Origin of the sequence: Enterobacter sp. BIDMC 27 (genome assembly GCF_000534415.1) — a bacterium.
Taxonomy (GTDB): domain Bacteria; phylum Pseudomonadota; class Gammaproteobacteria; order Enterobacterales; family Enterobacteriaceae; genus Enterobacter; species Enterobacter hormaechei_C.
On sequence record NZ_KI973178.1, the window covers coordinates 508,606 to 535,333 of the forward strand.

Below are 26,728 nucleotides of genomic sequence, written 5' to 3' on the forward strand. Positions count from 1 at the left end.
ACTGAATGATGACAATTTTGTCACCTTCCAGGTTTCTCCTGAACAACGGGATTAATCCATTAACAGGCGCACTTTGAACACAATTTCACGCCCCTGCTGTTCTGCTGACAGCTCGCCGCCGTGAGCATGAATGATCGACCTTGTAATTGATAATCCCAGCCCCGCGCCTTCCGTGTTGTAGAACCTTGATGAGTCTGCGCGATAGAACCGGTCAAACAAACGTTCCAGATTAGCGGGAACCTGGCCGGACATCGTATTCGTAATCATCACGTTCACACAGTCACTGTCACGCTCAAGGTGTATCGCTGTACAGGTGTTATCGGGAGAATACTTGATTGCATTGGAAAGCAGGTTACTGAAAGCACGTCGGAGCATATCGCTGTCTCCGGCAACAACGCCCTCTCCTTCAACCGTGATTGTCTTTCCTGTTTCGTCTGCCAGGGGCTCGAACAACTCACGTAATTCATTCAGTTCGGCTGCCAGATCCACATCATGTTTATCCAGCCGCAGCAGACCATGCTCTGAACGTGCCAGAAAAAGCATGTCACTGGTCATTCGTGACAACCTTTTCAGTTCTTCCAGGTTAGCGAATAAAATTTCGCGGTAATGCGAAACATCCCTTTCCTTAGCCAGTGCAAACTGCGTCTGCATCATCAGATTACTGACTGGTGTGCGCAGCTCATGCGCGATGTCAGACGAGAAATCTGACAGTTTCCGGAATGCCCCCTCCAGGCGATCAAACATATTATTGAACTCCTGCATGGTCTCAGAGATTTCCGGCGGAGCCAGATCGGGATTTAGACGCTGATCCAGGCTGTGTACGGTCATGGAGGAAGCCAGACTGGTCATTTCCCGTAGCGGTTTCAGACCAATACGTGTGGTCAGCCAGCCCAGAAAAACAGAAATAAAGACCAGACCGATATTGAACCAGAACAGCCAGGTACTGAGTTTGTCCATAAACAGGGTGTGATACCCAGTATCCGTGGCAACCGTAATGATGACATGTTTGCTTTTACCCTGTTCCGGCGTCACGGCAACCCGCCGCGAGATACTGCGGTACACGGTGTTATTTTCTTCCGTCTGGATCATATAGTCGAGAATATCACCCGACTTATTAAGCAGGACCGCTGGAACAACAGAATTTTTGGCATAGAGTTCAACAATTTTTTCATTTTCCATGTTTTTTATAGAAATGAATAAGCCATTGTGCCCCACCATCGCATCGTTTATTTTTTCTGATAATGACTTAATATCCGTTTTGTTCCTGAACGTCTCTGTTTTAAGAAACTCTTCGGTGAGCTGAAGTTTACCTGTCAGAAAATCGCGGTCCTGATTATCGAAATAGCCATTAAGGGTGCTAATCAGGATAAAACTTGATAACCACCATACCGTAAGCATCACCGCAGAAAAAATCAGGCTCAGGCGTGTGGTCAGGGAAATTTTGAACCTCACTCTTCTCTGATCTCCAGGACATATCCGGCACCGCGAACGGTATGGATCAGTTTTGGCTCAAAGTCATCATCAATTTTACTTCTCAGACGTCTCACGGCGACATCAATCACATTCGTATCACTGTCAAAATTCATGTTCCAGACCAGGGACGAGATAAGACTCCTGGGTAACACTTCTCCGGTGCGTTGCAGCAGCAACTCAAGCAGAACGTATTCTTTACCGGTGAGATGGATCTTCTTCCCCGAACGGATCACGGTCCGGCGCACCATATCAACGGTCATATCGGCGATGGTGCAGACTGTTGCGGCCTGCGAGCGTGCCCGGCGCAGTAGGGTTCTTACACGTGCAACCAGCTCCGTAAAATCAAAGGGCTTAATCAGGTAGTCATCTGCGCCAAGCTCCAGTCCTTTCACTTTGTCCCGCACGTTGTCCTTTGCGGTTAAAAACAGGACCGGTTCTTCGTGCCCGGACTCCCTCAGTGCGCTGATGATTTGCCACCCGTCGAGGAAAGGCAGCATCACGTCCAGTATTATCAAATCATACTGTCCCTTCGACGCGGCCCCGAGACCATCGCGGCCATTATTAAAGAGATCGGCCTGATAGCCTTCCTCAACCAGTCCCTGCTGCAGGTAACGACCTGTTTTTTGTTCGTCTTCAACGATTAAAATACGCTGCATGGTCAACTCGCTGATATGAAAGTAAAAATCTCACGCATGAGCTTTGGCTGTCCCCTAGCTGACCTGAGACGGAGCAAGCATTCCGAGCCACGCTACGGCGCCCAGAATGATAATCGCAACAACGAATTCTGTCAGGATGCTGTTTCGCATCAGGGCAACGCTGCGATCATAATTCCCTTCCCTGACCATAACTTCAAGCCGGGGACCCAGGTGAAACCGGTTTGCTGCAGCCAGAAGAAGCATCAGAACAAACAGAGCCGTCTTGGCAAGCAATATCCTCCCCCAGGAACTGTTGAATAAGGGAGTTAAGTTACCCTCAGCAATATACAGATAGTTGACCAGCGCACTCAGGATCAGGGCTACAACAATCACCGTTCCTGCCGTGGCAAATTTTGCCAGGGAGTCAGATATCACAATGACGCTCTGTGCATTATGCTCGTTTCTGCGCATCAGCAGGATAGCAAATGCAACCAGAGCACCTGTCCAGGCACCTGCAGCGCCGAGATGGGTCAGATCGCTCAGTAAATGGAGATAGTAATGCAGACCGTCATGCATAACGGCGTGTCCTCCCCAGGCAAGTGTAGCCAGCGCCACGCCCCCACTCATCGTCATCAGCAGGCAGGACAATACTCTCTTATTAGTGTAAAGGAACAAAGCACCGAGTGTGGTAAACAGGGCACAGAGCCTGACAATCCAGCTAATACCCACATCAGTTTCTTCTATCACCATCTCGATAACATGGATGGATAATTCTCTGAGGTCAGTTACTCCACTCATGGCATTAGATACCAGGAGCATATTAATGCCAGTAAGAATGATGCCTGTAACAACAGCAAAGGTTATAAACGACCTGAAATTAGTCAGGTTATAGGTTTCATGTCTGACACCGCTTATTCCATATATCTGAAAAAATGGCAATCCAAATATTACCATCAAATCCAGATAAAGAAGAAAACGAATAACAATCATAATCAGGTCGTTCATAATATTACTTCACTGTAAAGGTGTAATTACCGGTAATAGGGTGCGTATCTGAAGAAACCGCGCGCCAGTCAACACGATAAGTGCCAGCGGGTAAAGGCTCTCGCGGAATAATGACCATCGATTTAGGGTCAGCGCCTGGCGCCACTTTTGCCGCGACCGGCATCGGAGAATGTGATGACATGCCTTTCATACCCGTCATCGTTAATTTTGCACCTGAGAATTTCACGGTCAGATTTTCCGAGAAATTAAGCTGAATCTTTTCCGGGGCCGCTACGGCTGAATCAGCCTGTGGCACAGAGCTTTTTAATTCCGGATGGGCCATAGCAGAGAAAGCAACGCCCATAACGAGGCCACCTGTAAGAATGGCTTTATTTAAAATCGACATTTTATTTACCTGTTTAGTTGAGTGTTTTATATCAGTGCGTTAAAACCAGATTCTGGCTCCCGCCAGGAATACTACCTGATGGTCTTTCTCACCTTCTCTTTTCGCCATATCGGATGTTTTCCCGTAAAGTTGATTCCAGGAAACGCCTATATAGGGTGCAAACTCACGGCGTATTTCATAGCGCAGCCGGAGCCCCAGCTCTGTGTCAGTCAGTCCCCTGCCGCGACCCCGCGATTCATCATCCTGACTGTAGAAATTCACCTCATAGGATGGCTGGAGTATGAGCCGGTTAGTCAGTAAAACGTCGTATTCTCCTCCCAGACGAAGGGCTGCTTTTCCGCCATTACTGACAAAACCCGTAATTTCAGACTCAAAATTATAGAGTGCCAGCCCCTGAAAACCGACAGCAGCCCAGGTCCGGGCAGAAGCAGGTCTGAAATCCTGCCTGACACCCGTAACCAAATCCCACCATGGGCCAACCGCATGTCCCCAGAGTAACTGCGCTTCAGCCGCCTCCGTTTCCCCATTGCTTCGTTCACCTTCACTCTTTAGCCAAATCCGATCTGTGTCGCCTCCAATCCAGCTGTTAACACTCCAGCTGAAATTGTTGGTGTTATCCGACCGTTGCCATTCCAGTTGATCCAGCAGAACCAGATAATTAATCGCACTGTCGTGAATCGCATGCCCCTGTAAATTGCCGAATGCAGCCTTCCGGTCGGCATCGGTAACAGGCGGAATTGGCGTTCTGCTCTCAGTTACAATGGGCTCCATTGACGTCATCTCAGTGAAATTCTCATCTGCTGGCATCTGCATGGCAGACATGTCGTGCCCGGCGTGGGGATCTGCAGAGACGGAGCCCGCCGCAATAGAAAGCTGTGAGGTAAACAAACCGGCGACCAGAACAGGTATGGCCTTCAAATTTCTCTTCATTCGCATCATTCCTCCACCCGGACTTCACGAAACATTCCCATTTCCATGTGATAGAGCAAATGGCAGTGATACGCCCAGCGGCCAAGCGCATCTGCTGTCACTCTGTAACTGCGTTTTGTACCAGGGGGAACATCTATTGTGTGTTTACGAACCATGAAATTACCGTTTTCATCTTCCAGATCGCTCCACATACCATGCAGGTGAATGGGGTGAGTCATCATGGTATCGTTGATCAGCGTGATCCTGAGCCGCTCACCGTATTTCAGCAGCACCGGTGCGGCATCTGAAAACTTGATTCCGTTAAATGACCAGGCAAACTTTTCCATGTGGCCGGTTAAATGCAGTTCTATGGTACGGCCAGGTTCACGTCCGTCAGGATCCTCAAAGCGGCTTTTCAAATCCGCGTACGTGAGAACCTTTCTTCCGTTATTTCGAAGACCAATACCCGGATCATTTAATTTCGGAGAGACGCTCATCGCCTGCATATCAACCAGTGGGTTATCCGTTTCTGACGCAGGATGACTTTGCATACCCGGCATTCCGGCCATCCGGGAATGATCCATACCGGCCATGCTGCTGTGATCCATGGGCGCGGAGGATGTCCCGCTATCCGGAAGGTCAGCACCGTCCATAGACATCATCTCTCCGCTGTTATCCATGCCTCCCATCTGGCTGTGGTCCATTCTTGCCATATCATGTCCCATTCCCCCCATACCCATATCTTCCATGGTCAACAGAGGACGGGGATCGAGGGGGGGAACGGCAGCACTTAACCCCTCTCTCGTGGCCAGTGTCCCTCGAGCGTAACCGGTCCTGTCCATGGATTGTGCGAAGATGGTATAGGCCTCACCCTGAGGCTCCACAATGACATCATAGGTTTCGGCAACGGCAATCCTGAATTCGTCAACGGTAACCGGGTTTACATACTGGCCATCTGCAGCCACGACCGTCATTTTCAGCCCGGGGATACGGATATCGAAATAGGTCATTGCCGAGCCGTTGATAAACCGTAAGCGTATCTTTTCACCGGGACGGAACAGTCCGGTCCAGTTTTTCAGCGGGGCCTGCCCGTTCATGAGATAGGTGTAGGTGTAGCCACTGACATCCGCGAGGTCAGTCGGATTCATTTTCATTTCAGCCCACATTTTCCGATCGGCAATGGTGGCTGACAGCCCCCTGGTATTCACGTCGCGGAAAAAAGAGCCAACGGTTGGTTTATTGAAATTGTAGTAATCCGACTGTTTTTTTAATTTTTTCAGCAGGCTGTGAGGATTTTCATCGGTCCAGTCAGACAACATGACCACATGCTCACGATCGTAAGCAAACGGTTCTGGCTCCCTGGCATCGATGATAATGGCACCGTATACCCCCTCCTGTTCCTGCAGACCGGAATGGCTGTGGTACCAGTAAGTCCCGTTCTGCTTAACCTTAAAGGTGTAAACGTAGGTATCATCAGGCTCTATGCCCATAAAACTCAGCCCCGGAACACCATCCATATTGGCCGGAAGAATAATGCCGTGCCAGTGAATGGACGTCTGTTCATTAAGACGGTTTTTGACCTTCAGGGTAATGGTGTCACCTTCTTTCCAGCGAAGAACGGGCCCCGGCAGGCCTCCATTGATTGTTTTGGCCTGACGCTCACTGCCCGTGATATTGACGGCCGTTTCACCAATGGTCAGGTCAAACTGAGTACCCTGCAGGGATGCGGCAACTGGCAGGCTCAGACTGGAACGCGCATTGAAACTCCATACGCCAAGACTTCCGGCTACGCCAGAGAGGGTTAACCCCTTCAGGAAAGTTCGTCGAGACGTTTTCAACAGCATGCGCATTCCCTTATTTAAAGTATGGTTACTGACAGAATTCGAGAACCGATTTAAATTAAATTACTGGTTCATCCACTTACAATGAAATGAATCTAGCACACCTTAAGAAACAAATTCATTACAATCGTGTAATGTACATAGCTGTATTACATTTACGTCATCTTCCCCACAGGTTGATTATTTTTATATATGATCATAAGGACATCTTTTATGTACCTCAGAAGGTAATTACACATGAATATATTAATCACGGCCACTGCGTTTACAGCTTTATTTTGTGGGGCAGCTTTTGCTCAGTCCAGTGATATTGCCCATGAAGCACATCGATTTGTTAATAATGCCTCAGCCGTCAGTCATGTGAATTCCTCGACGCATGAAAACTTACCGGACAGGGTTAATAAAAACAACACGCCCTCATTCTCTGAAATGAATGAACATGAAAGGGCCATTGTTGCTCATTCATTTATGAACAACAGCGCGTCCTATGCACATCAGAAAATGATTGAGGAACATAAAAAAATGCTGTCCGACAGTGGTGCAAATTCAAAGACCTCCTCTTCTTCTTTTAACGAACTGAATGCCGGAGAGAAAGCCGCCCTCGTGCATGAGCAGGTCAATAATGCCGGTGCGGAAGCTCATCAGACACAGGCAAGAAAGCTTCGCGGCCTGTATTCCTCCAGGTAACTGCAGGCGGGTTAGTGCTTAGCAGGGCTTTACTGACGGGTTACGTAGCAGGACATGAGCCCCATATTGCTCTGCCGTAACCTGTTTCAGTCCCGTTAATCATCACCGTCAGGCTGGTCATACAGTTCCCAGATCTTCAGGAGCAAACGGGAAACAAGATATGTTACAAAAATGACGACCATCAACGGTACTCCCGATTAACTGGCAGATGACACGCCTCCTGAAAACCCCTAGCATACGCCGCAGTGTTCATGCTAACGGCGAATTCCAGTAAATGTATTCTACCGATGTCGTAAAAGAAAATGCTTACCTTTCAGCCACCCGCTCGGGGCTGGAATCGAACGAGATCGCTATCCTTCAGCGCTCTTTGCCTTCCCGCTTTAATCTTCGGCATTTGAAAAAAAATGAATCATTAAAACTCGTACTGCAAAAGAAAGCGGGAAAATCACGTGTAGTGGCTTATAAATTTACGTCCGGCTCATTTAATTACACGGCGTATCGTATATCAGACAAAAAGTTCTATAATCTTTCCGATACTTCCGGGAAAGGCAGTCTCGATTATCCGTTACCAGCCACAGCAAGACTCAGTTCACCTTTCAATCCTGCAAGACTTAACCCGGTATCGGGAAAAGTGAGTCCCCATAATGGCATTGATTATTCCATGCCCATGAACACGAAAATAGTCAGCGTCATCGACGGAAAAATCACCCGGGCCGAATACAACAGTACCATGGGATATTTTGTTGAAGTAACGGGAAAAGCCGGTGTTAAAACTCGCTATCTCCACCTCAATAAAATACTCGTTACTAAAGGGGCCAGAGTTACCCGGGGAGGTGCTATTGCGTTATCCGGTAACAGCGGACGTTCATCCGGTCCTCATTTACATTACGAGCTGGTCATCAATAACAATCCTGTTAATTCACTGGCGTTCCGGGCATCGGCACCCGCTGATAACAAACTCGAACAGCATGCCTTTGCGCATGCCAGAGACTACGAACGATACCTGGACTGATAACGGGACCGCGACGCGGCCCCGTTTGCCGGATTAATTTTTTTTATCGTTTTCACTTCCGTGATGTTGGTGATCCCCATGCCCTCCGTGGCCGTGGAAAAGATGCATTAGCGGGCAGACCAGCAATAACAGATATGGCCAGTAACCTGCCACATGTGACCAGTGTTCTCGCAGGAGGGCAAATGCCGCGATCGCGGCGACAGCAATAAGCGCATAGGTGGTACTTTTCATACTGGACTCCTTCTGTTCATAACAGACCCTTCACTCAGTGTTATTTCCCGAGCCTGACACTTTTCAGACGCAACGCATTCACAATGACGCTGACGGAAGAAAGAGCCATGGCCGCCGCCGCAATAACTGGCGACAGCAGTATTCCATACACAGGATAAAGCAGGCCTGCAGCCACCGGCACACCAAGTGCGTTGTAGATAAATGCAAAAAACAGATTCTGTCGGATATTTTTCATGGTGATCTCTGACAGATGACGGGCCCTGTTCAGTATCATCAGGTCGCCTTTGAGAAGGGTGACTCCGGCACTTTCAATTGCCACATCTGTACCCGTTCCCATGGCTATTCCCACGTCAGCCGCTGCCAGCGCCGGGGCATCATTCACACCGTCTCCGGCCATCGCAACCACATGGCCAGACGCTTTCAGTCGGGTTATCACTGCTTTTTTGCCATCCGGCAGAATCCCGGCTTCAACCTCATCTATTCCCAGTTTCCGTGCGACTGCTTCAGCGGTAAGCTGGTTATCCCCGGTGAGCATAACGATGCGGATCCCCGCCTGACGCAACGCTTTAAGTGCATCCGGCGTGGTTGCTTTCACGGGATCCGAAATAGCTATCAGGCCTGCAAGGTCCCCGTCCGTGGCCACATAGATAACGGTAGCGCCTTCCATCCGCAACGTATCCGCAACGGCCTTTTGATTATCAACAACGATACTGTTTTCCTGCATAACCAGTTCATTACCAATAACAATCCGTTGACCTTCGACATCGCCTGTGACACCTTTACCCGACGGCGCATCGAAATGAGTGACTGCGGGTATTGCGATCCCCTTTTCCTGTGCTGCTCTGACGACTGCCATACCCAGCGGATGCTGCGAGCCTTTTTCCACTGCGGCCGTTACACGCAAAAGAGAGGCTTCCCCACCCGGACTGAGACTGATAATTCCTGTCACCGTAGGCGAACCTTCCGTGAGCGTGCCTGTTTTGTCGACAACCAGCGTGTCCACTTTTTCAAGACGCTCAAGGGCTTCGGCATTTTTGATTAACACCCCGGCCTGGGCTCCTTTGCCCACCCCCACCATTATCGACATCGGCGTGGCCAGCCCCAGCGCGCAGGGACAGGCAATAATCAGGACCGACACAGCCGCAATCAGACCGTGCGCCATCCTGGGCTCGGGCCCCCAGACAGACCAGATCACGAAAGCAACAACCGCGATAAGTATCACCAGAGGAACAAACCAGCCTGAAACGCTGTCAGCCATTCTCTGGATGGGGGCTCGCGAACGCTGTGCATCAGCGACCATCTGAACAATTCGTGAGAGCATCGTTTCATCTCCGACTTTCTCTGCACGGATGATAAGACTACCTGTCTGATTAATCGTCCCCCCAATGACAGGGGCACCCTCCGTTTTGGTAACCGGCATAGACTCCCCGGTCACCATCGATTCATCAACGGTTGTTGTGCCTTCGACCACGATACCGTCGACCGGAATACTCTCCCCAGGTCTGATGCGGAGCTTATCGCCAGGCAGGACATCTTCCGCATTAATATCCGTTTCATGACCGTCATGGTCCAGCCGCCTGGCGGTTTTGGGGGCAAGGTTCAGAAGCGCAGTAATGGCACCTGAGGTTTGTTCCCGTGCCCGCAGCTCAAGAACCTGTCCCAGCAGTACAAGCACCGTAATTACTGCCGCGGCTTCAAAATAAACGGCCACCAGGCCATCCATGTTTCTGAACGATGCAGGAAACCAGGAGGGGAAGACAGTTGCAATGACGCTGTAAACCCAGGCTACGCCGGTCCCCATAGCAACAAGGGTAAACATATTCAGGGAACGGTTACGTAACGACATCCCGGCCCGGGCGAAAAATGGCCAGCCACACCACAACACGACAGGAGAGGCCAGAAGCAGCTGCAGCCATGTGTTGTACTGTGGCGATACTATATTTCTCAAGGCGGGAAACAGATGAGATCCCATTTCGAGTATCAGAACCGGAAACGCCAGCAACAACCCCAGCCAGAAGCGTCTTGTCATGTCGCGAAGTTCATCGCTTGGCCCCGTGGATGCCGTGGCTACGAGTGGTTCCAGTGCCATTCCACAGACAGGACAGCTTCCTGGACCACGACGGCGTATCTCCGGGTGCATCGGGCATGTCCACACACCTTCAGAAATATCGTTCTCCGCCTGGTGGTGAGGCTGTTTTATCTGATCAGGGATGACCTCGTGGTGATGGTGGTGATGGTGGTGATGGTGGTGATGGGAATGTTCACTGGCATCTTCTGTAAGATAATGATCGGGATGAGCTTTAAATTTGCTCTCACAGCTGGCGGAGCAGAAATAAAGCTGATGCTCCTGGTATCGAATGCTGCTGTGCGCCTTATCGGGCATGATTGTCATCCCGCACACGGGATCTCTCACCTTATGCAATACGTGACTCTCGTCCGGGGATAATGTCTGTTCAGAGGCAGTCTGGTTGTTGTGTTGCACTGCATTGTCATTTTTCACAGTAACTCTCCTTATGCAAACCTGAAGCGTCTTCTGTATTCAGGTTATGTCATGGATGCGATTACCACGAATGTCGCCGGCACAGGAGTGCCTGCTACCGGCGTCCCGTTATCAGCCGTTCCGCTGACTATTCGATTCGCTGGAAGATCTTTTTACTGCCCTCCGGAGAGAATGCGATAACATCGTAAGCCTCTTTACGGGCCCCCATCTCCATTCCCGGGCTTCCCGCAGGCATACCGGGGGTGGCAAGGCCATAAATCCCTGAACCAGACTGCATTGCCTTATGTATCGTTGTGGCAGGCACATGACCTTCAATGATCAAATTACCAGTAACTGCGGTATGACAGCTTCTCAGCTCAGCAGGAACAGCATATTTTTCTTTCAGGGCTGACAGAGCCTGATCATTCATGACGTGGGTCCGTACCTCAAACCCGTCCTTTTCCATCGCCTTGCCCCACAGGGAACAGCAACCACAGTTTTCAGACTTGTACATGTCTATTACTTTTTCACCTGCCATTGCCGGAAGTGAAAGGCCAAAAGCCAGGGCCATTAAAATTATTTTTTTCATACTCACCTCTGTATGTTATCGATGTAAACCCTGACGTCAGGGTGAATTTATGCAAAAGGACACCCGCAGGGGTGTCCTTTCAGGGTTATGACACGCTCTTTTTATGTCTGCGCAGCCAGATGAGTTTATAGGCGGCAGGAATAATGAACAGGGACAGCAGCGGAGCTGTGATCATCCCGCCAATCATGGGGGCCGCAATACGGCTCATGACTTCTGAACCTGCGCCGGTTCCCCAGAGTATCGGCAGCAGACCCGCGATGATCACCGCCACGGTCATGGCTTTCGGCCGGACACGCAGCACGGCACCATGATAAAGGGCTTCATCAAGACCTTCCGGTGTGAACGTCTCTTTACGGGACAATTCCGGGTGCACTTCAATGGCATGACGCAGATACATCAGCATGACCACGCCAAACTCTGCTGCCACCCCGGCCAGGGCGATAAACCCGGTTCCGGTCGCCACTGACATATGGAAGCCCTGCCAGTACAGGAACCATATTCCGCCAACTAGGGCGAACGGCAGGCTCATCAGGATCAGCAGGGCTTCGTCAACCCGGCGGAATGCCAGATACAACAGGATGAAAATGATCATCACCGTCATCGGCACCATCAGCTTCAGTTTCTTGTTGGCATGCTCAAGCAGTTCAAACTGTCCGGAGAATGCCACACTGGTTCCCGGTCTCAGTTTCACTTTCTCGCTGATGGCCGTCTTAATGTCGTTAACCACCGACACCATGTCCCTGCCGCGGGCATCAACATAAATCCAGCTGGCTGGCCGGGCATTTTCGGTTTTCAGCATGGTTGGTCCAGAAACGACGTTAATATCCGCGACATCGCCCAGCGTGATCTGCTGCTTCATCGGGGTCAGGATCGGCATCTGTTTCAGCGCCTGCGGACTGTTCCGGTAATCCTGCGGGTAGCGAATGTTAATAGGGTACCGGGCCACCCCTTCAACTGTCTCACCCACCATAGCACCTCCGATTGCTGAAGAGACGAACAGCTGGACATCACCTACCGTCATCCCGTAGCGGGAGGCTTTCTCCCGGTTGATATCGATATCGATGTAGCGCCCGCCCTCAAGTCGCTCAGCCAGGACAGACACCACGCCAGGCACGGTTTTGGCTACCGCCTCGATACTCTGCGCCGTCGCGTCGATATCGGACAGAACAGTCCCGGACACTTTGATACCTATCGGGCTTTTGATCCCGGTTGAGAGCATATCAATACGGTTACGGATAGGCGGCACCCAGAGGTTTGCCAGACCCGGTAAACGGACTGTCCTGTCGAGTTCATCAATAATCTTGTCAATTGTCATGCCGGGACGCCACTGATCCTCAGGTTTGAGCTGGATCGTGGTTTCCACCATTTCGAGCGGCGCGGAATCCGTTGCGGTCTCTGCTTTACCGGTCTTGCCAAATACAGAAGCCACTTCAGGAACGCTTTTGATTAACTTGTCTGTTGTCTGCAGGAGCGCTGCAGCTTCTGCCGGAGAGACGCCAGGCAAGGTCGACGGCATATACAGCAGATCGCCCTCGTTAATCTTCGGCAGAAATTCACCGCCCACCTGACTCAGTGGCCAGATAACCGTGAAAATGGACAAGGCCGCAACCAGCAGGGTTGTTTTTGGCCAGTGGAGGACCCGCAGCAGCAAAGGATGATACGCTTTGATCAGCACCCGGTTCAGGGGGTTACTGGTCTCTGCAGGAATTTTCCCCCGGATCCAGAATCCCATCAGAATAGGAATGACGATGATGGCCAGTGCGGCCGCTCCCGCCATGGAGTACGTTTTCGTGAATGCCAGCGGGCCAAACAGACGACCTTCCTGCCCTTCCAGGGTAAAGATAGGAATAAAGGACAGGGTGATGATCAGCAGGCTAATGAACAACGCGGGTCCCACTTCCACGGAGGCGTCGGTAATCACCTTCCAGCGGGTGGCGTTGTCAATCTGCTCACCCGGATGCTGATGATCCCACTCCTCAAGCCGTTTGTGCGCATTTTCAATCATCACAATGGCGGCATCCACCATCGCACCGACGGCAATCGCTATCCCTCCCAGCGACATGATATTGGCGTTCAGTCCCTGGAAGTGCATGACGATAAAGGCGATACACAGGCCAAGCGGCAGAGAGATAATCGCCACCAGGGCAGAACGTACGTGCCACAGGAACAGAGCACAGACGATGGCCACCACGATAAACTCTTCCAGAAGTTTGGAACTGAGGTTATCAATCGCCCGGTCGATTAACTGGCTGCGATCGTAGGTGGTCACGATTTCAACGCCTTCCGGCAGGCTGGCCTTCAGCGTCTCCAGTTTATCCCTCACTGCCGTGATAACGTCGCGCGCATTTTTACCCGACCGCAGGATCACCACGCCGCCAGCGACTTCTCCCTGGCCGTTCAGCTCGGCAATACCACGCCTCATTTCGGGCCCGGTCTGCACGCGGGCAACATCCCGCAGATAAACCGGCACGCCGTTCTCACCTGTTTTCAGGACGATGTTATTAAAATCATCAATGCTCTGAAGATAACCGCTGGCACGGACCATATACTCCGCTTCGGCCATTTCAACGGATGAACCACCGGCCTCCTGGTTAGACGATTCAAGAGCCTGTTTCACTTCGGGCAGGCTGATCCCATACTGGGACAGTTTTACCGGATTGACCTGAATCTGGTACTGCTTCACCACGCCACCAACCGAGGCTACCTCAGCCACGTTCGGGATGGTCTTCAGTTCAAATTTCAGAAACCAGTCCTGCAAAGAACGCAGTTCTGAAAGGTCGTGTTTTCCGCTGCGATCGACCAGGGCATATTCAAATATCCAGCCCACTCCCGTGGCGTCCGGACCGATTTCAGAGCTCACACCCGCAGGCAGTTTGCCCTGAACCTGATTCAGGTATTCCAGCACGCGCGAACGGGCCCAGTACAGATCGGTCCCGTCTTCAAAAATGACATACACATACGAATCACCGAACTGTGAAAAGCCACGCACGGTTTTTGCGCCAGGTACGGACAGCATGGTGGTGGTAAGCGGATAGGTGACCTGGTTTTCTACAATCTGCGGAGCCTGTCCGGGATAGCTGGTTTTAATAATGACCTGCACATCTGACAGGTCAGGCAGCGCATCGACCGGCGTGTTAATTATCGTCCATGTGCCCCAGATGCTGAGAAACAGTGCGCCCATCATGACCAGGAAACGGTTGGCGACAGAGCGCCGGATAATCCATTCAATCATCGTCGTCTCCTCAGTGCCCTGAATGCATATTTACAGGCTGCTCAGACATTGCTGGCATACTGTTTTCTGTTTTTTCAGGGTGGCGCATACGTTCCAGCGCGCCCGTAATATTGGCTTCGGAGTCAATGAGGAACAGGCCACTGACCACCACGGTATCGCCTTCATTAAGACCGGAGCCAATGCCGGACTGTTGCTGTGATTCATGCAGAACGTGGATCTGTTTCGGCACAAACTTGCCTTCATCATCAACAGTAATCACGCGCTGTTCTTTGCCGGTATCGATAACGGCCTGGCTTGGTATCAGCAGCATCTCCTGACTTTGGGTATTCAGTTTGAGATAGGCATTCATGCCCGGCTTGAGAAACTCATCCTTGTTAGTAACCTGGAGGCGGACCTGAAGCGTGCGGGTTGTCTGATCCACGCTGGGAAGAATGTTCCATTTTTCGACATGGAATGTTTTATCCGGATAAGCCGGTACCGAAATTTCAAACTGCGACGTATCTTTCAGCAGATAGGCGATAGATTCTGGCACTGCAGCGCTGATCCAGACCGGGTCCATCCCCTGAATCTGAGCCACCACCTTATCTTTGGAAATATTCATGCCGGTGCGCAGGTCAAATGCAGTAATGACACCATCAATAGGTGCTTTAATGGTAAAACGGGTCTGGATTGTGCGGGTTGAACGCAGCCTTTGAATATCCTCTTCCGGCATACCAGCCAGACGAAGTCGCTCCAGAACCCCTTTTATCTGGGTTGGCGTACCGCCTGTACCGGATAACAGCAGAAACTCACTTTGTGCCTCAACCCATTCAGGAATGGTGATATCGATAAGCGGAGTGCCTTTCTTCACATGATCGCCAATCGTCAGGGGATACACTTTTTCGACGAAACCGTCAGAACGCGCCTGCACAATGACAAACTGATATTCGTTGTAACTGACATTAGCCGGGATTGTCTGAGAATAATTCAGCATTCCTCGCGTGACTTTTTGCGTTTTTAATCCCAGATTCTGAACCTGAGTTGGATCGATACGGATCCCGCCACTGCTTTTATCGCCACTTTCATCAGCATATTTCGGCACAAGGTCCATATCCATAAAAGGCGATTTTCCGGGTTTATCAAATTTGGTATCCGGTTTCATAGGGTCATACCAGAAAAGTACCTTTTTCTCCGGTACCTTTTGTTCTGCTGGTACTGTTTTTTGTGATGAGTTTAAATACTGCCAGGCAGTAACCGATATCAGCCCCCCTGCTATGAGGCTGCTGATAATTATTGCAGCATATTTTATCTTTAAAGAAGCCATACAATTTCTCGCTGAAAAATCAAAACACCTGGCATATGCGCACGATTATTCATTCACAGTAATCCCATAATGAATGTTCAGGCGCACTGGATGTATTCGCTCCGGACTGTTAATCAGGATTGCGTAACGTTAATGCTTTTGAGTAAGGAGATATTGCCCTGCTGAATAAACGAGAAATCGACATGGTTGCCGGTTTTCAGGGCATTGATAGCGTCGTCTGCATTAACAAAAGTGAAGCGCATGGTCATTGCAGGCCAGCCCACCGCCGGGATTGCTTCGTGCGAAATGGTAATCTTTTTACTATTCATATCAATGTCTTTAACGATACCGGTGCCCTTGATAACCTGCTGTACCGAAGCATCACTGGCAGCATTCATATCGCCATGCTGATGTGTTTCAGCATGAAGACCGGCAGAAAACATGACAGAGAAGGCACCAAATAAAACGGCTTTAAGTGAATTACGCATTTTAATTTCCTGATTAATTGAATAAATTTACTCTACCCAACCGCCACCCAGCGCGGTAAACAGATTAATTTCGTTAACCTGTCGGGAATAGGTAAGATCGAGAATGGTTTGCTGCGTCGCGAAGAGGGAACGTTCTGCATCCAGCACTTCGATGTAACTGACAGCACCACTTGCATACAATCCTCTGGCACGCTGTAGAGTTATCTGAAGTGAATCAAGATAACGCTGCTGTGACTCAAGTTGCTGGCTAAGGCTGTCGCGCAGCGCAAGCGTGTCGGAAACATCCTTAAAGGCTGACTGAATTTTTTGTTCGTAATTAACCACGGACTGTTGCTGGCGAATTTCAGCCAGCTTCAGATTGGCTTTGTTCCTGCCAGCATTAAATATAGGAATTTCAATTTTAGGAATAAAATTCCACATTCCACTTCCTGACGTAAAGAGGCTGGACAGCTCCGTACTGCTTGAGGAGAGACCACTGGTCAGGGTAATGGACGGGAAAAAAGCCGCTCGCGCTGCGCCAATATTGGCATCAGCCGCTTTCAACTGGTATTCCGCTTCCATAATATCCGGACGCTGCAGCAATATTTGTGACGACAGATTTGGTGGCAATTTTACTGGTGCGATCTCCCCACCTTTAATCCCTTTTTCTGACGGAACTGCGCGGTACGTTCCCAGCACCAGTTGCAGGGCATTGTTTGCCTGAGCCAGATCGCCTTCTCGTTTGGCTATTTCGGCGCGGGTACTTTCGATTTGCCCCCTGGCTTGTTCAAGCGCCAGAACGTTCGTACTCCCGGTCACCAGTTGTTGCTCAACGAATGCATAAGACTGTTCATAATTTTTCAGCGTTTCCCGCGCAATACGGAGTTGTTCGTACGCCAGTTGCTGGCTGAAATAGCTCTGTGAAACGTTGGAGACCAGCAGGATGTGTACGGCACGACGGGCTTCTTCGCTGGCAAAGTAGTTCTGGCGATCAGCCTCACTCATGTTCTTAAGTTTGCCAAAAAAATCGAGCTCATAGCTGAGCTCCAGACCCGCGTCGTACTCCTGTGTGGTCGGCTTGTCACCTTTCAGACCACCGTTGTATGTGATCCCGGATGAGGCATTCAGTTGGGGATAACGATCTGCATCCGTGACGTTGAACTGGGCCCGGGCCTCTTCAACCTTCAGGGCAGCCATTCTCAAATCACGGTTATTATTCAGGGCTTCACCGATCAGCCTGCTGACCTGGGGATCGACAAAAAAGTTTCGCCAGCCCGTATCCTGATAGCTGTTTACCGCAGGCGTCAGACTGTTTTTAGACAATGAAAACTGCTGGGGAACCGGAGCTGGCGGACGCTGATATTCAGGTGCCAGAGAAACACAACCAGCCAGGATGAATATGGTACTGATGCTGAGTAATTTTAATTTGAACATAACGCTTCTCGTACAGGCAGACCTGGTAAATGGTTCAAACGAAGTCCAGAGTATTGATAGGGATACTTTACCGAACGCTCTCTGTTTGCCGGGTGACAGGATAATGACAATGTTGTCATTTTTGCTGTAATCCGTTGATAACGATCGTGGGCGCAATAAAATGACATTAGCAGCCAGCCGGGGAGCATGATGAAAATATTAATCGTTGAAGACGAAATTAAAACAGGTGAATATCTCAGCAAGGGGCTGACAGAGGCGGGGTTCGTCGTGGATCACGCTGATAATGGTCTGACCGGATATCATCTTGCCATGACAGCCGAGTATGATTTAGCCATCCTGGATATCATGCTGCCTGATGTAAACGGCTGGGATATCATCCGTATGCTGCGCAGTGCCGGAAAGGGGATGCCGGTATTACTGCTGACGGCCCTTGGCACGATTGAACACAGGGTCAAAGGACTTGAGCTGGGTGCGGACGATTATCTGGTGAAGCCCTTTGCGTTTGCTGAACTGCTCGCCCGGGTAAGAACCCTCCTCAGGCGGGGAAACACGATGATCACGGAAAGCCAGCTTAAAGTGGCTGACCTCTCGGTTGATCTCGTATCCAGAAAAGTCAGCCGCGCCGGGAACCGCATTGTGCTCACCAGTAAAGAGTTCAGCTTGCTGGAATTCTTCATTCGCCATCAGGGAGAAGTTCTTCCCCGCTCCCTGATTGCCTCTCAGGTCTGGGACATGAATTTTGACAGCGACACTAACGCGATTGATGTCGCAGTAAAGCGACTCCGCGCTAAAATAGACAACGATTACGGGACAAAACTGATCCAGACAGTGCGGGGCGTGGGCTACATGCTGGAGATCCCGGATGCATAGCAAACCGTCCAGACGACCTTTCTCACTCGCTCTGCGGCTGACCTTTTTTATCAGCCTGTCCACAATACTGGCGTTTATCGCCTTCACCTGGTTTATGCTGCATTCTGTTGAAAAGCATTTTGCCGAGCAGGATGTCAGCGATCTGCAACAAATCAGCACCACACTGAGCCGTATACTCCAGTCCCCGGCAGATCCGGATGAAAAAAAAGTAAGCAAAATAAAGGAATCGATCGCCAGCTACCGCAACGTTGCCCTTTTGCTCCTCAATCCCCGGGGTGAGGTGCTGTACAGCTCTGCGCAGGGGGCAGCACTACGCCCGGCCGTGAATTCAGCCGATTTTAGCGAGCACAGCCGCGCACGGGATGTCTTTCTCTGGACGGTGGAGGATACTGCGAGAGCGATGGATACCGGGTCCGGAATGAAGATGGAAACGTACCGGATTATCGCCTCCTCTGGCCAGGCGACATTTCAGGGCAAACAGCAGAACTATGTCATGCTGACTGGCCTCTCCATTAATTTCCATCTCCATTACCTCGATGCGCTGAAAAAAAATCTGATTGCGATTGCCGTCGTGATAAGCCTGCTGATTGTTCTGATCATTCGCATTGCTGTCCGTCAGGGGCACCTGCCCCTTCGTAATGTCAGCAATGCCATTAAAAACATCACCTCCGAGAATCTTGATGCGCGGCTGGAACCGACACGCGTTCCCATTGAGCTGGAGCAGCTGGTTATCTCGTTCAATCATATGATTGGAAAGATTGAGGATGTTTTTACCCGCCAGGCCAATTTCTCTGCCGATATCGCGCACGAGATCAGAACACCCATCACCAATCTGGTGACGCAGACTGAAATCGCTCTGAGTCAGGATCGAACGCAGAAGGAACTTGAGGATGTCCTCTATTCCAGCCTTGAAGAGTATAACCGGATGACCAAAATGGTCAGCGACATGCTGTTCCTGGCACAGGCGGACAATAATCAGCTGATACCTGACAGGGTTCGGTTTGACCTCAGAGCAGAAGTCATGAAAGTCTTCGAGTTTTTCGAAGCCTGGGCCGAAGAACGCAATATTATGCTCAAATTTAACGGGATGCCCTGCCTGGTTGAGGGAGATCCACAAATGTTCAGAAGAGCGATCAATAATCTGTTATCCAACGCCCTGCGTTATACCCCAGAGGGACAGGCAATCACCGTCTCAATAAGAGAGCAGGAGAGCTTTTTTGACCTTGTGATTGAAAATCCGGGGAAACCAATCCCTGAAGAGCATTTATCAAGGTTGTTTGACCGTTTTTATCGGGTGGATCCGTCCAGACAACGAAAAGGAGAAGGCAGCGGCATCGGCCTTGCGATTGTGAAGTCAATCGTGGAAGCACATCACGGAAGAGTGCAGGTGGAATCGGACGTACACTCAACGCGTTTTATCTTATCCGTGCCCAGACTGGAGAAAATGATTCCGGACACCCAGTGCTGGGAATAAAGATTTAAATGACAAAGATGTCATTAGCCTGTCATGCAGCAAACAGAAGCCATTCGATATAATTAGTGCAACTTATCAGGAAGGCTGGATTGCTTTATCAATATCCGGCGTCAGTGGACGCCAGGAAATGAATATCCAGTCCTCTCCCGGAGAAATAAACACTTCCGAACCTGTTTCAGTTATGGAACTGAAAACACCGGTTGTACTCCCCCGGACATCACTAATTAAGAAATGGAGAGTTATCATGAAAAATATCGTATTAGCATCCTTGCTGGGCTTTGGCTTAATTTCTTCGGCCTGGGCCACTGAAACCGTGAATATCCATGAGCGGGTCAACAATGCACAGGCACCTGCTCACCAGATGCAGTCTGCTGCGGCTCCTGTCGGGATCCAGGGGACTGCACCTCGTATGGCCGGTATGGACCAGCATGAACAGGCCATTATTGCTCATGAAACCATGACGAACGGGTCGGCGGATGCGCACCAGAAAATGGTGGAAAGTCATCAGAGGATGATGGGAAGTCAGACCGTTTCCCCTACCGGGCCGTCGAAGTCATTAGCGGCAATGAATGAGCATGAAAGAGCTGCAGTTGCCCATGAATTTATGAATAACGGTCAGTCTGGCCCACATCAGGCCATGGCCGAAGCGCATCGTCGCATGCTCAGTGCAGGCTGACGGCGAGGGAAGTATCTGTGCTGTCCTTATTTCCTTGATAGATTTTTCCGTAACCGGATATATGGCAACATCTTTGCCCCCTACAGGGGGCATTTTTATCAGATTCTGCTACAGTTAACGGGCATCAACGCTAAAAGGATATTTTTTATGAAAGCCAGAAACACTTTATTTGCAGTATTAATGTTATCCCTGCCAGCGATTTCAGCAGAACATTCAGAAATGAAAATGACTGATATGTCTACCTCGGCTTCGTCACAGGAATATATGGCTGGCATGAAAGACATGCATGACAAAATGATGGCTGCCGTAAATGAGTCCGATCCCGACAAGGCTTTTGCGAAAGGCATGGTAGCGCACCATGAAGGGGCAATAGCAATGGCTGAGACCGAGCTCAAATACGGAAAAGATCCGAAAATGAGAAAGCTCGCGCAGGACATCATTAAAGCTCAAAAAGGTGAAATTGAGCAGATGAATAAATGGCTTGATAGTCAAAAGTAAACATTGTAGAAATGTCACGACAAGCGTGATTTTACATCGTTCCTGGGCGCGGGAGTCGGTTAATCTTTATATAATTCAAACCCGATTAATTGCGGGTTTTTACTACTCTGTACTCCGGTCCTTTGTTGAGGACCGGAATATAAGCACCTGAGATGCTTATTTAATACATTATCTCGTCATGGATACAATGTCGCTCAGGATCTCAACCAGCTCGCTTCTCTCCTGCGTTCCGTCATGATAGGTTGATCTTGAGATGATTCTTTCTGATGTCATCTGAGGCCAGAATTTATCTAGTACATTATCGGGTTTCATTCCCACAGCCCGGCCGATTATTTTTTTAGCGTCACAGGTGTCCGTAAACGTGACGGCTACACCAGTAATTTCCTCGATAAGATCCGGGCACAGATAGTTTTCTATCTCACGTTTGCGCGTAGCGAAAAATACCTTACCGGCCTCCTCTACTTCTTTTTTACGCTTCTGGATGGACAGAACCTGTGCAGGGTCTCCCCCAATATCGGAGTCCAGAAATACGCACCAGGGAAGCCCCAGATCTTTGGCCAGATTCAATGTAACCCAGTGTTTGACGCTACCACACCCTCCTATGAGGACTGGCACTATTTTCACGTCCTCCAGAGAGGCTGGCAGCGCACCTGACTGTTTTAATGAACTGGCCGCATGCCTCAGGAAAGTAACATCCGACTTTCCCTCTACCAGAACAATCCCCTGCGCCCTTTCCATACCGGTCTCTGGCAGCACCCCCAGGCTTTCAGTGGCTTCCTTCAGCACTGCGTCATCCGGCATTTTTACTACGGGTTCACCCGCCTCATTTCGGGTAACATAACGTACGCCTTCGACAGGGATTAATCCGGCCAGCGCCGGGACATGGGTGGTGACGATAATCTGACGGTGCGGCTGGCCTGCCAGTGCCAGTAACGCTTTCATCAGCATCATCTGATAGTTCGGATGCTGTGACGTTTCAGGCTCCTCTATGGCATAAATCACATTTCTGGGCGTCCCCGCGACATTCTTTTCAGCCTCAGCCCGAAAAAAATTCAACAGGATAAGCCTCCTTATCCCGCTGCCGCGCTTATTGATGGGGATGCCATTTTCCCCGTCCAGGGTGAAATTGAAGGTCCACTTGGGTTTCTCCTTAAATCGTGGAGTCAGTTCACTGGCGAGTTCGGGGGCCATTTCACGTAATTTATCCAGCGTTCTCTGTGCGACATCCAGGACGCTGTCCTGAATCTCATTTTCCAGCGCTGTAATTTTGTCCTGCAGCGCAGCCTGAGCGTCTTTTACGGCCTGCTGTAAGGGGTTTTTAGCTTCGGAATCCCCGTCGCTGCTTTCCCTGTCGGCTTTGAAAATCGCATACGTGGGCAGCAAATCGAGGATCTTACCCCATAATGATTTTGTGTCGGTTCCGAACTCTTTATCGACATCCAGCATAATTTCCGAACAGGTATAGGGGGCTGCGGCTTCCCTGATGGCCTGACGCCATAACGATGCAGTGCGTTTATCCGCCACATTTTTTTCAACTTCTTTTCCCACCGCCTTGAGCTCAGAAATTTTCATGCCCAGTAAATTTCTCAGGGGCTCCTCATCCGGGTGGATGCAGCGGATGCAGGTCTGCTCCGGTTTTCCTGAGGTCGTTGCTTTAAACGTTTTGACGATTTCAAAATTGCCGTCCTCATTCAGCAGATGTTCTGAGGCGAGCGTGGTCTGCACCCTGTCGTCGATCATGATAAAATCGGGCAGGTCATCAAATTCACAGGCTATTTCAAAACGGCCGTCCCCTTCTCTTAGGCTGAAACAGTTCATGTCATTCTTGTCAGCCTTCATTCCTTCTGTTTCAAAAAAAATAGCCAGCGCTTCCAGAAGCGTTGATTTCCCAAAGTCATTACGACCGACAATACCCGTCATGCTTTCATCAATAATGATTTCAGTAGAGTTTTTGTAGCCTCTGAAGTTTTTCAGTTTTAATTCTCTGAGCCGCATATGAAGTCCTGTGTGTAAGAAAGCGTTTTGCTGCAACCTGAATACAAAATATATTTTCAAATGCCTGCCAACAAGCAGGGATAACCGTTATTCAGAATATCTTAACGACATTTCGGGATTATGATCTGGTCGCGCTTTCAGAACTTTACTGCCCCTCAAAACACCGGAAACTAACTTGTGGTTGGTTACATGGCAAAGTTAAAACTCCAGAATCACGGGTAATGATTTCAATGCTTATTATATTTTTTGGAATTGACTCATGAGCTTTATAATTTAAATGATAATAATAACCATTCTTTTATGCGTAATATTTGCTACTGACACTGATGAATTTAAAAGAAGATAGATTTTCATTTACGGATTATTTCCTAAATTCATCGATAATGTGATCGACATAAAATTTTCACTGAAGAATGAAGAGATAATTTAAGGCCGAGCGAAATAGCTCAAAATGGTGTATTTAACATAACAGAAGAAATGAAAGGCTCTATCGCAACCTGATACTTCAGGCCGCTAAGGGGTTAATCTTGTTGAAGAAAAATTAGACCGGGAAGCGCCAGGCGTCACCATTTCTCCCGCCTGGCTGGAAGTGAAGAATAATTGTGCATAGCTCCGTATTCGGGCTTTGCATCTGACAAAGGTTCCCTGGATGAAAGTACGATCTCCACTCCAAGGACGCTGAACACCCTAAACAAACGCTCAAAACCCGCACTTGCAGGGTTGGCCTCTAGTCGGGCATAAGTTTGCTGTGTTATACCCAAACGTTCAGAAACATCTTTTTGCGTCAGTCCATTGGCTTTGCGAAAGCCGATTAAAACAGGACGTAACTGATTCAAAGTCTTCAAAGCGTATTGAGTGTTCATAAGTGACCTTCCGTATCGACGGGTTAACAAGCATAACGCAGGGATTTACAGCATATAGGCTGTAATGCTCATTAACAGACTATAGGCTGTAATACGAATCTTGCCAAGATGCGGCATCTTTCAAATACAAGGCCGTATTGGGTAAGCAGTACACCGTTATATAGCACCCCTTGCCCCTTTGCTGGAGAGGGACCCACGTGATCGCAGGTCTTTTAGACGTTGTTGCTAACCGGCATCATACACAGGTGGTAACCCCCAGGGAAACTCTATGAGTGATAATTTATTCCTGCCCCAGGTGATGCTGCCAACTTACTGATTTAGTGTATGATGGTGTTTTTGAGGTGCTCCAGTGGCTTCTGTTTCTATCAGCTGTCCCTCCTGTTCAGCTACTGACGGGGTGGTGCGTAACGGCAAAAGCACTGCCGGACATCAGCGCTATCTCTGCTCTCACTGCCGTAAAACATGGCAACTGCAGTTCACTTACACCGCTTCTCAACCCGGTACGCACCAGAAAATCATTGATATGGCCATGAATGGCGTTGGATGCCGGGCAACCGCCCGCATTATGGGCGTTGGCCTCAACACGATTTTCCGCCATTTAAAAAACTCAGGCCGCAGTCGGTAACCTCGCGCATACAGCCGGGCAGTGACGTCATCGTCTGCGCGGAAATGGACGAACAGTGGGGATACGTCGGGGCTAAATCGCGCCAGCGCTGGCTGTTTTACGCGTATGACAGGCTCCGGAAGACGGTTGTTGCGCACGTATTCGGTGAACGCACTATGGCGACGCTGGGGCGTCTTATGAGCCTGCTGTCACCCTTTGACGTGGTGATATGGATGACGGATGGCTGGCCGCTGTATGAATCCCGCCTGAAGGGAAAGCTGCACGTAATCAGCAAGCGATATACGCAGCGAATTGAGCGGCATAACCTGAATCTGAGGCAGCACCTGGCACGGCTGGGACGGAAGTCGCTGTCGTTCTCAAAATCGGTGGAGCTGCATGACAAAGTCATCGGGCATTATCTGAACATAAAACACTATCAATAAGTTGGAGTCATTACCGAAAGGAGATGATGGTTTCGAAACGTCTTAAGGCCAAAGACTATCGAACGGTTTCCACGGGATTTAACGTCCTGAGCTCTAAGCCAGGGCTGATAACTTTGGCCATAGCCCACTCCTATGCCGTCACCTAGCGCATTTTCATAATCCAAATAGGATTTGAGACGCCTACCCCTAGCCATGATCGTACCCTAAAAACGACATTGATACGTACCTATATGTGCATTTTATAGTCTCCAACCCTATAACCACACATTCAGTAAGTATACAACATTAGCGTCGTTTTTTGAGAATGGTTACAACTTTAGTGCTTTGTGTACAACTTTATTGTCCTCGGACATCAGCGAGTGCCTGCGCGCATGCCCAGGCACTGGCCCACGCCCACTGGAAGTTATACCCGCCGAGCCAGCCGGTCACGTCCATCACTTCACCAATGAAATAAAGGCCCGGCACGTTGCGGGCTTCCATCGTGCGGGATGATAGTTCGTTTGTATCCACGCCGCCCAGCGTCACTTCCGCCGTGCGGTAACCTTCGGTGCCGTTTGGCTGTACGCGCCAGTTCGTCAGCGTCTCCACCAGCGTTTCCTGCTCGCGGCTGTTGAGCTGCTTGAGCGCGACATCCGGAATTTGCCCTAACACCTGCAAGCACTCCACGAGACGCTTCGGCAGCTGCATCGCCAGGGTATTTTTCAGGCTTTGATTCGGGTGCGCGGCGCGTTGCTCGTTGAGGAAGGCGTCCAGATCGCAGTCCGGCACCAGGTTTACGGAGACAAACTCCCCCGGCTGCCAGTAGCTGGAGATCTGCAATACCGCCGGGCCCGAGAGTCCGCGATGGGTAAAGAGCAGATTTTCGCGGAACACCGTGCCGTCTTCGGCCGTAATGACCGACGGCACAGACACGCCGGAGAGCGTCTGAAGCTGTTCCAGCAGGGGCTTATGCAGCGTGAACGGTACCAGCCCGGCGCGGGTGGGCAGTACCTTCAGGCCAAACTGCTCGGCAATTTTATAGCCGAACGGTGAGGCGCCCAGACCCGGCATCGAGAGGCCGCCGCTGGCGATCACCAGGTTATCGGCGCTGACGGTTTCACCGTTGAGTTGCAGCGTGTAGCCCTGCTCGTCACGGGCGACGTCCAGCACTTCGGTGCGCAGGCGCATAACTACGCCGCCTTTCTCGCACTCGGCCACCAGCATATCGACAATTTGCTGCGCGGAGTCGTCGCAGAACAGCTGCCCCAGCGTCTTCTCATGCCACGCGATACCGTGTTTACCCACCAGCTCGATAAAATCCCAATGGGTGTAGCGCGCCAGCGCAGATTTGCAAAAATGACGGTTCTGGCTCAAATAGGCCGCAGGCTCGACATAAAGATTAGTAAAGTTGCATCGCCCGCCGCCAGACATCAGGATCTTGCGGCCAGGCTTTTTTCCGTTATCCAGCAGCAGCACGCGACGACCCGCTTGTCCGGCCATCGCCGCACAAAACATACCCGCCGCACCGGCGCCAATTACTACGGCATCAAACCTTTCCACGTCAAAATCCTCTTCGTTAACTGCCGCGGATTGTAAAGTTTCCTCAGTGGTCGCACCAGCGTAAAAAGATATTACAAAGCCATTTCATTGATATTTAAAGATTAT

At 50.1% G+C, this 26,728-nt stretch carries 23 protein-coding genes and 1 pseudogene; 7 read left to right on the forward strand and 17 right to left on the reverse strand.

The window, feature by feature from the left end; genetic code table 11:
• Positions 1–51: 51 nt before the first annotated feature.
• The 6 genes from pcoS to pcoA are packed head-to-tail and all read right to left on the reverse strand — an operon-like array spanning position 52 to position 6,251.
• The gene (gene pcoS, locus L463_RS19930) at positions 52–1,452 is read right to left on the reverse strand and encodes a copper resistance membrane spanning protein PcoS (RefSeq protein WP_001211180.1); all 1,401 of its coding nucleotides are present in this window, start codon (positions 1,450–1,452) and stop codon (positions 52–54) included.
• Positions 1,449–2,129: a copper response regulator transcription factor PcoR gene (gene pcoR, locus L463_RS19925; protein WP_001188930.1), complete on the reverse strand. Its 681-nt coding sequence runs from the start codon at positions 2,127–2,129 to the stop codon at positions 1,449–1,451. The genes pcoS and pcoR overlap by 4 nt, the downstream gene beginning before the upstream one ends.
• A 54-nt stretch (positions 2,130–2,183) precedes the next feature.
• Positions 2,184–3,062, reverse strand: coding sequence for a copper resistance inner membrane protein PcoD (gene pcoD / locus L463_RS19920; RefSeq protein ID WP_229692861.1), 879 nt, complete (start codon positions 3,060–3,062; stop codon positions 2,184–2,186).
• Between the two features lie 55 nt (positions 3,063–3,117).
• Positions 3,118–3,498: a copper resistance system metallochaperone PcoC gene (gene pcoC / locus L463_RS19915; protein ID WP_000025662.1), complete on the reverse strand. Its 381-nt coding sequence runs from the start codon at positions 3,496–3,498 to the stop codon at positions 3,118–3,120.
• Between the two features lie 39 nt (positions 3,499–3,537).
• Positions 3,538–4,428 carry a copper resistance outer membrane transporter PcoB gene (gene pcoB, locus L463_RS19910; RefSeq protein WP_023063424.1) on the reverse strand — a complete coding sequence of 297 codons (891 nt, stop codon included), beginning with the start codon at positions 4,426–4,428 and terminating at the stop codon, positions 3,538–3,540.
• 5 nt (positions 4,429–4,433) lie between these two features.
• Positions 4,434–6,251, reverse strand: a complete 1,818-nt coding sequence (pcoA, locus tag L463_RS19905; RefSeq protein ID WP_000925243.1) for a multicopper oxidase PcoA — start codon at positions 6,249–6,251, stop codon at positions 4,434–4,436.
• 234 nt (positions 6,252–6,485) lie between these two features.
• Between pcoA and L463_RS19900 the strand changes: the two genes are divergently transcribed.
• Both L463_RS19900 and L463_RS19895 read left to right on the forward strand, forming a co-directional pair.
• A complete protein-coding gene (locus L463_RS19900) occupies positions 6,486–6,935 on the forward strand; it encodes a hypothetical protein (protein ID WP_001023231.1) in 450 nt (149 codons plus the stop codon).
• Positions 6,936–7,209: 274 nt separating this feature from the next.
• A complete protein-coding gene (locus L463_RS19895) occupies positions 7,210–7,947 on the forward strand; it encodes a peptidoglycan DD-metalloendopeptidase family protein (RefSeq protein ID WP_000287499.1) in 738 nt (245 codons plus the stop codon).
• A 33-nt stretch (positions 7,948–7,980) separates the two neighbouring features.
• Here L463_RS19895 and L463_RS19890 read toward each other — a convergent pair whose 3' ends face one another.
• The 7 genes from L463_RS19890 to silC form a co-directional block, all read right to left on the reverse strand.
• Positions 7,981–8,178 (reverse strand): DUF2933 domain-containing protein, encoded by a 198-nt coding sequence (locus L463_RS19890; RefSeq protein WP_000843494.1) that lies wholly within the window; start codon positions 8,176–8,178, stop codon positions 7,981–7,983.
• Between the two features lie 40 nt (positions 8,179–8,218).
• Positions 8,219–10,678, reverse strand: a complete 2,460-nt coding sequence (silP, locus tag L463_RS19885) for an Ag(+)-translocating P-type ATPase SilP (protein WP_032104740.1) — start codon at positions 10,676–10,678, stop codon at positions 8,219–8,221.
• A gap of 127 nt (positions 10,679–10,805) precedes the next feature.
• A complete protein-coding gene (locus L463_RS19880) occupies positions 10,806–11,246 on the reverse strand; it encodes a DUF411 domain-containing protein (RefSeq protein WP_000720618.1) in 441 nt (146 codons plus the stop codon).
• Positions 11,247–11,331: 85 nt separating this feature from the next.
• Positions 11,332–14,478 (reverse strand): Cu(+)/Ag(+) efflux RND transporter permease subunit SilA, encoded by a 3,147-nt coding sequence (gene silA, locus L463_RS19875; RefSeq protein WP_001759379.1) that lies wholly within the window; start codon positions 14,476–14,478, stop codon positions 11,332–11,334.
• Positions 14,479–14,488: 10 nt separating this feature from the next.
• Positions 14,489–15,781: a Cu(+)/Ag(+) efflux RND transporter periplasmic adaptor subunit SilB gene (gene silB, locus L463_RS19870; protein ID WP_032104739.1), complete on the reverse strand. Its 1,293-nt coding sequence runs from the start codon at positions 15,779–15,781 to the stop codon at positions 14,489–14,491.
• 113 nt (positions 15,782–15,894) lie between these two features.
• Complete coding sequence (locus L463_RS19865; RefSeq protein ID WP_001246152.1) at positions 15,895–16,248, reverse strand: Cu(+)/Ag(+) efflux RND transporter periplasmic metallochaperone SilF; 354 nt, start codon at positions 16,246–16,248, stop codon at positions 15,895–15,897.
• 27 nt (positions 16,249–16,275) lie between these two features.
• Positions 16,276–17,661, reverse strand: coding sequence for a Cu(+)/Ag(+) efflux RND transporter outer membrane channel SilC (gene silC / locus L463_RS19860; protein ID WP_001507116.1), 1,386 nt, complete (start codon positions 17,659–17,661; stop codon positions 16,276–16,278).
• Between the two features lie 189 nt (positions 17,662–17,850).
• Here silC and silR point away from each other — a divergent pair, with 189 nt between their 5' ends.
• The 4 genes from silR to L463_RS19840 all read left to right on the forward strand — a co-directional run bounded on the left by silR (position 17,851) and on the right by L463_RS19840 (position 21,179).
• A complete protein-coding gene (gene silR / locus L463_RS19855; protein WP_000697966.1) occupies positions 17,851–18,531 on the forward strand; it encodes a copper/silver response regulator transcription factor SilR in 681 nt (226 codons plus the stop codon).
• Positions 18,524–20,005, forward strand: a complete 1,482-nt coding sequence (gene silS, locus L463_RS19850) for a copper/silver sensor histidine kinase SilS (protein ID WP_000555733.1) — start codon at positions 18,524–18,526, stop codon at positions 20,003–20,005. Before silR ends, silS begins: the two co-directional genes overlap by 8 nt.
• Positions 20,006–20,249: 244 nt before the next feature.
• Positions 20,250–20,681: a silver-binding protein SilE gene (gene silE, locus L463_RS19845; protein ID WP_000790485.1), complete on the forward strand. Its 432-nt coding sequence runs from the start codon at positions 20,250–20,252 to the stop codon at positions 20,679–20,681.
• Between the two features lie 147 nt (positions 20,682–20,828).
• A complete protein-coding gene (locus L463_RS19840) occupies positions 20,829–21,179 on the forward strand; it encodes a CopM family metallochaperone (RefSeq protein ID WP_000647571.1) in 351 nt (116 codons plus the stop codon).
• A 168-nt stretch (positions 21,180–21,347) separates the two neighbouring features.
• Here the strand turns inward: L463_RS19840 and L463_RS19835 are convergent, their stop codons facing one another.
• Complete coding sequence (locus tag L463_RS19835) at positions 21,348–23,174, reverse strand: AAA family ATPase (RefSeq protein WP_032104736.1); 1,827 nt, start codon at positions 23,172–23,174, stop codon at positions 21,348–21,350.
• A gap of 563 nt (positions 23,175–23,737) precedes the next feature.
• A complete protein-coding gene (locus L463_RS0122540) occupies positions 23,738–24,037 on the reverse strand; it encodes a helix-turn-helix domain-containing protein (RefSeq protein WP_001097216.1) in 300 nt (99 codons plus the stop codon).
• A 349-nt stretch (positions 24,038–24,386) separates the two neighbouring features.
• Between L463_RS0122540 and L463_RS19830 the strand changes: the two genes are divergently transcribed.
• Positions 24,387–25,084 (forward strand): IS1-like element IS1B family transposase gene (locus tag L463_RS19830; RefSeq protein ID WP_095033700.1). Its coding sequence is split into 2 segments (ribosomal slippage): positions 24,387–24,636 and positions 24,636–25,084, totalling 699 coding nucleotides; the frame shifts between segments, so codons are not numbered across the junction.
• Between the two features lie 14 nt (positions 25,085–25,098).
• Here L463_RS19830 and L463_RS23265 read toward each other — a convergent pair.
• Positions 25,099–25,278, reverse strand: a pseudogene (locus tag L463_RS23265) (transposase); the annotation flags it as partial.
• Positions 25,279–25,420: 142 nt separating this feature from the next.
• The gene (locus L463_RS19825) at positions 25,421–26,623 is read right to left on the reverse strand and encodes a BaiN/RdsA family NAD(P)/FAD-dependent oxidoreductase (RefSeq protein WP_032104624.1); all 1,203 of its coding nucleotides are present in this window, start codon (positions 26,621–26,623) and stop codon (positions 25,421–25,423) included.
• Between the last annotated feature and the right edge of the window lie 105 nt (positions 26,624–26,728).

Coding starts and splice junctions, on each gene's coding strand:
- L463_RS19895 (WP_000287499.1), top strand. CDS start 7,210: ATGTATTCTACCGATGTCGTAAAAGAAAATGCTTACCTTTCAGCCACC.
- silS (WP_000555733.1), top strand. CDS start 18,524: ATGCATAGCAAACCGTCCAGACGACCTTTCTCACTCGCTCTGCGGCTG.
- silE (WP_000790485.1), top strand. CDS start 20,250: ATGAAAAATATCGTATTAGCATCCTTGCTGGGCTTTGGCTTAATTTCT.
- L463_RS19900 (WP_001023231.1), top strand. CDS start 6,486: ATGAATATATTAATCACGGCCACTGCGTTTACAGCTTTATTTTGTGGG.
- pcoR (WP_001188930.1), bottom strand. CDS start 2,129: ATGCAGCGTATTTTAATCGTTGAAGACGAACAAAAAACAGGTCGTTAC.
- pcoC (WP_000025662.1), bottom strand. CDS start 3,498: ATGTCGATTTTAAATAAAGCCATTCTTACAGGTGGCCTCGTTATGGGC.
- L463_RS0122540 (WP_001097216.1), bottom strand. CDS start 24,037: ATGAACACTCAATACGCTTTGAAGACTTTGAATCAGTTACGTCCTGTT.
- L463_RS19840 (WP_000647571.1), top strand. CDS start 20,829: ATGAAAGCCAGAAACACTTTATTTGCAGTATTAATGTTATCCCTGCCA.
- pcoD (WP_229692861.1), bottom strand. CDS start 3,062: ATGGTAATATTTGGATTGCCATTTTTTCAGATATATGGAATAAGCGGT.
- L463_RS19835 (WP_032104736.1), bottom strand. CDS start 23,174: ATGCGGCTCAGAGAATTAAAACTGAAAAACTTCAGAGGCTACAAAAAC.
- silC (WP_001507116.1), bottom strand. CDS start 17,661: ATGTTCAAATTAAAATTACTCAGCATCAGTACCATATTCATCCTGGCT.
- L463_RS19890 (WP_000843494.1), bottom strand. CDS start 8,178: ATGAAAAGTACCACCTATGCGCTTATTGCTGTCGCCGCGATCGCGGCA.
- L463_RS19880 (WP_000720618.1), bottom strand. CDS start 11,246: ATGAAAAAAATAATTTTAATGGCCCTGGCTTTTGGCCTTTCACTTCCG.
- pcoA (WP_000925243.1), bottom strand. CDS start 6,251: ATGCTGTTGAAAACGTCTCGACGAACTTTCCTGAAGGGGTTAACCCTC.
- pcoB (WP_023063424.1), bottom strand. CDS start 4,428: ATGAAGAGAAATTTGAAGGCCATACCTGTTCTGGTCGCCGGTTTGTTT.
- silR (WP_000697966.1), top strand. CDS start 17,851: ATGAAAATATTAATCGTTGAAGACGAAATTAAAACAGGTGAATATCTC.
- silA (WP_001759379.1), bottom strand. CDS start 14,478: ATGATTGAATGGATTATCCGGCGCTCTGTCGCCAACCGTTTCCTGGTC.
- silB (WP_032104739.1), bottom strand. CDS start 15,781: ATGGCTTCTTTAAAGATAAAATATGCTGCAATAATTATCAGCAGCCTC.
- L463_RS19865 (WP_001246152.1), bottom strand. CDS start 16,248: ATGCGTAATTCACTTAAAGCCGTTTTATTTGGTGCCTTCTCTGTCATG.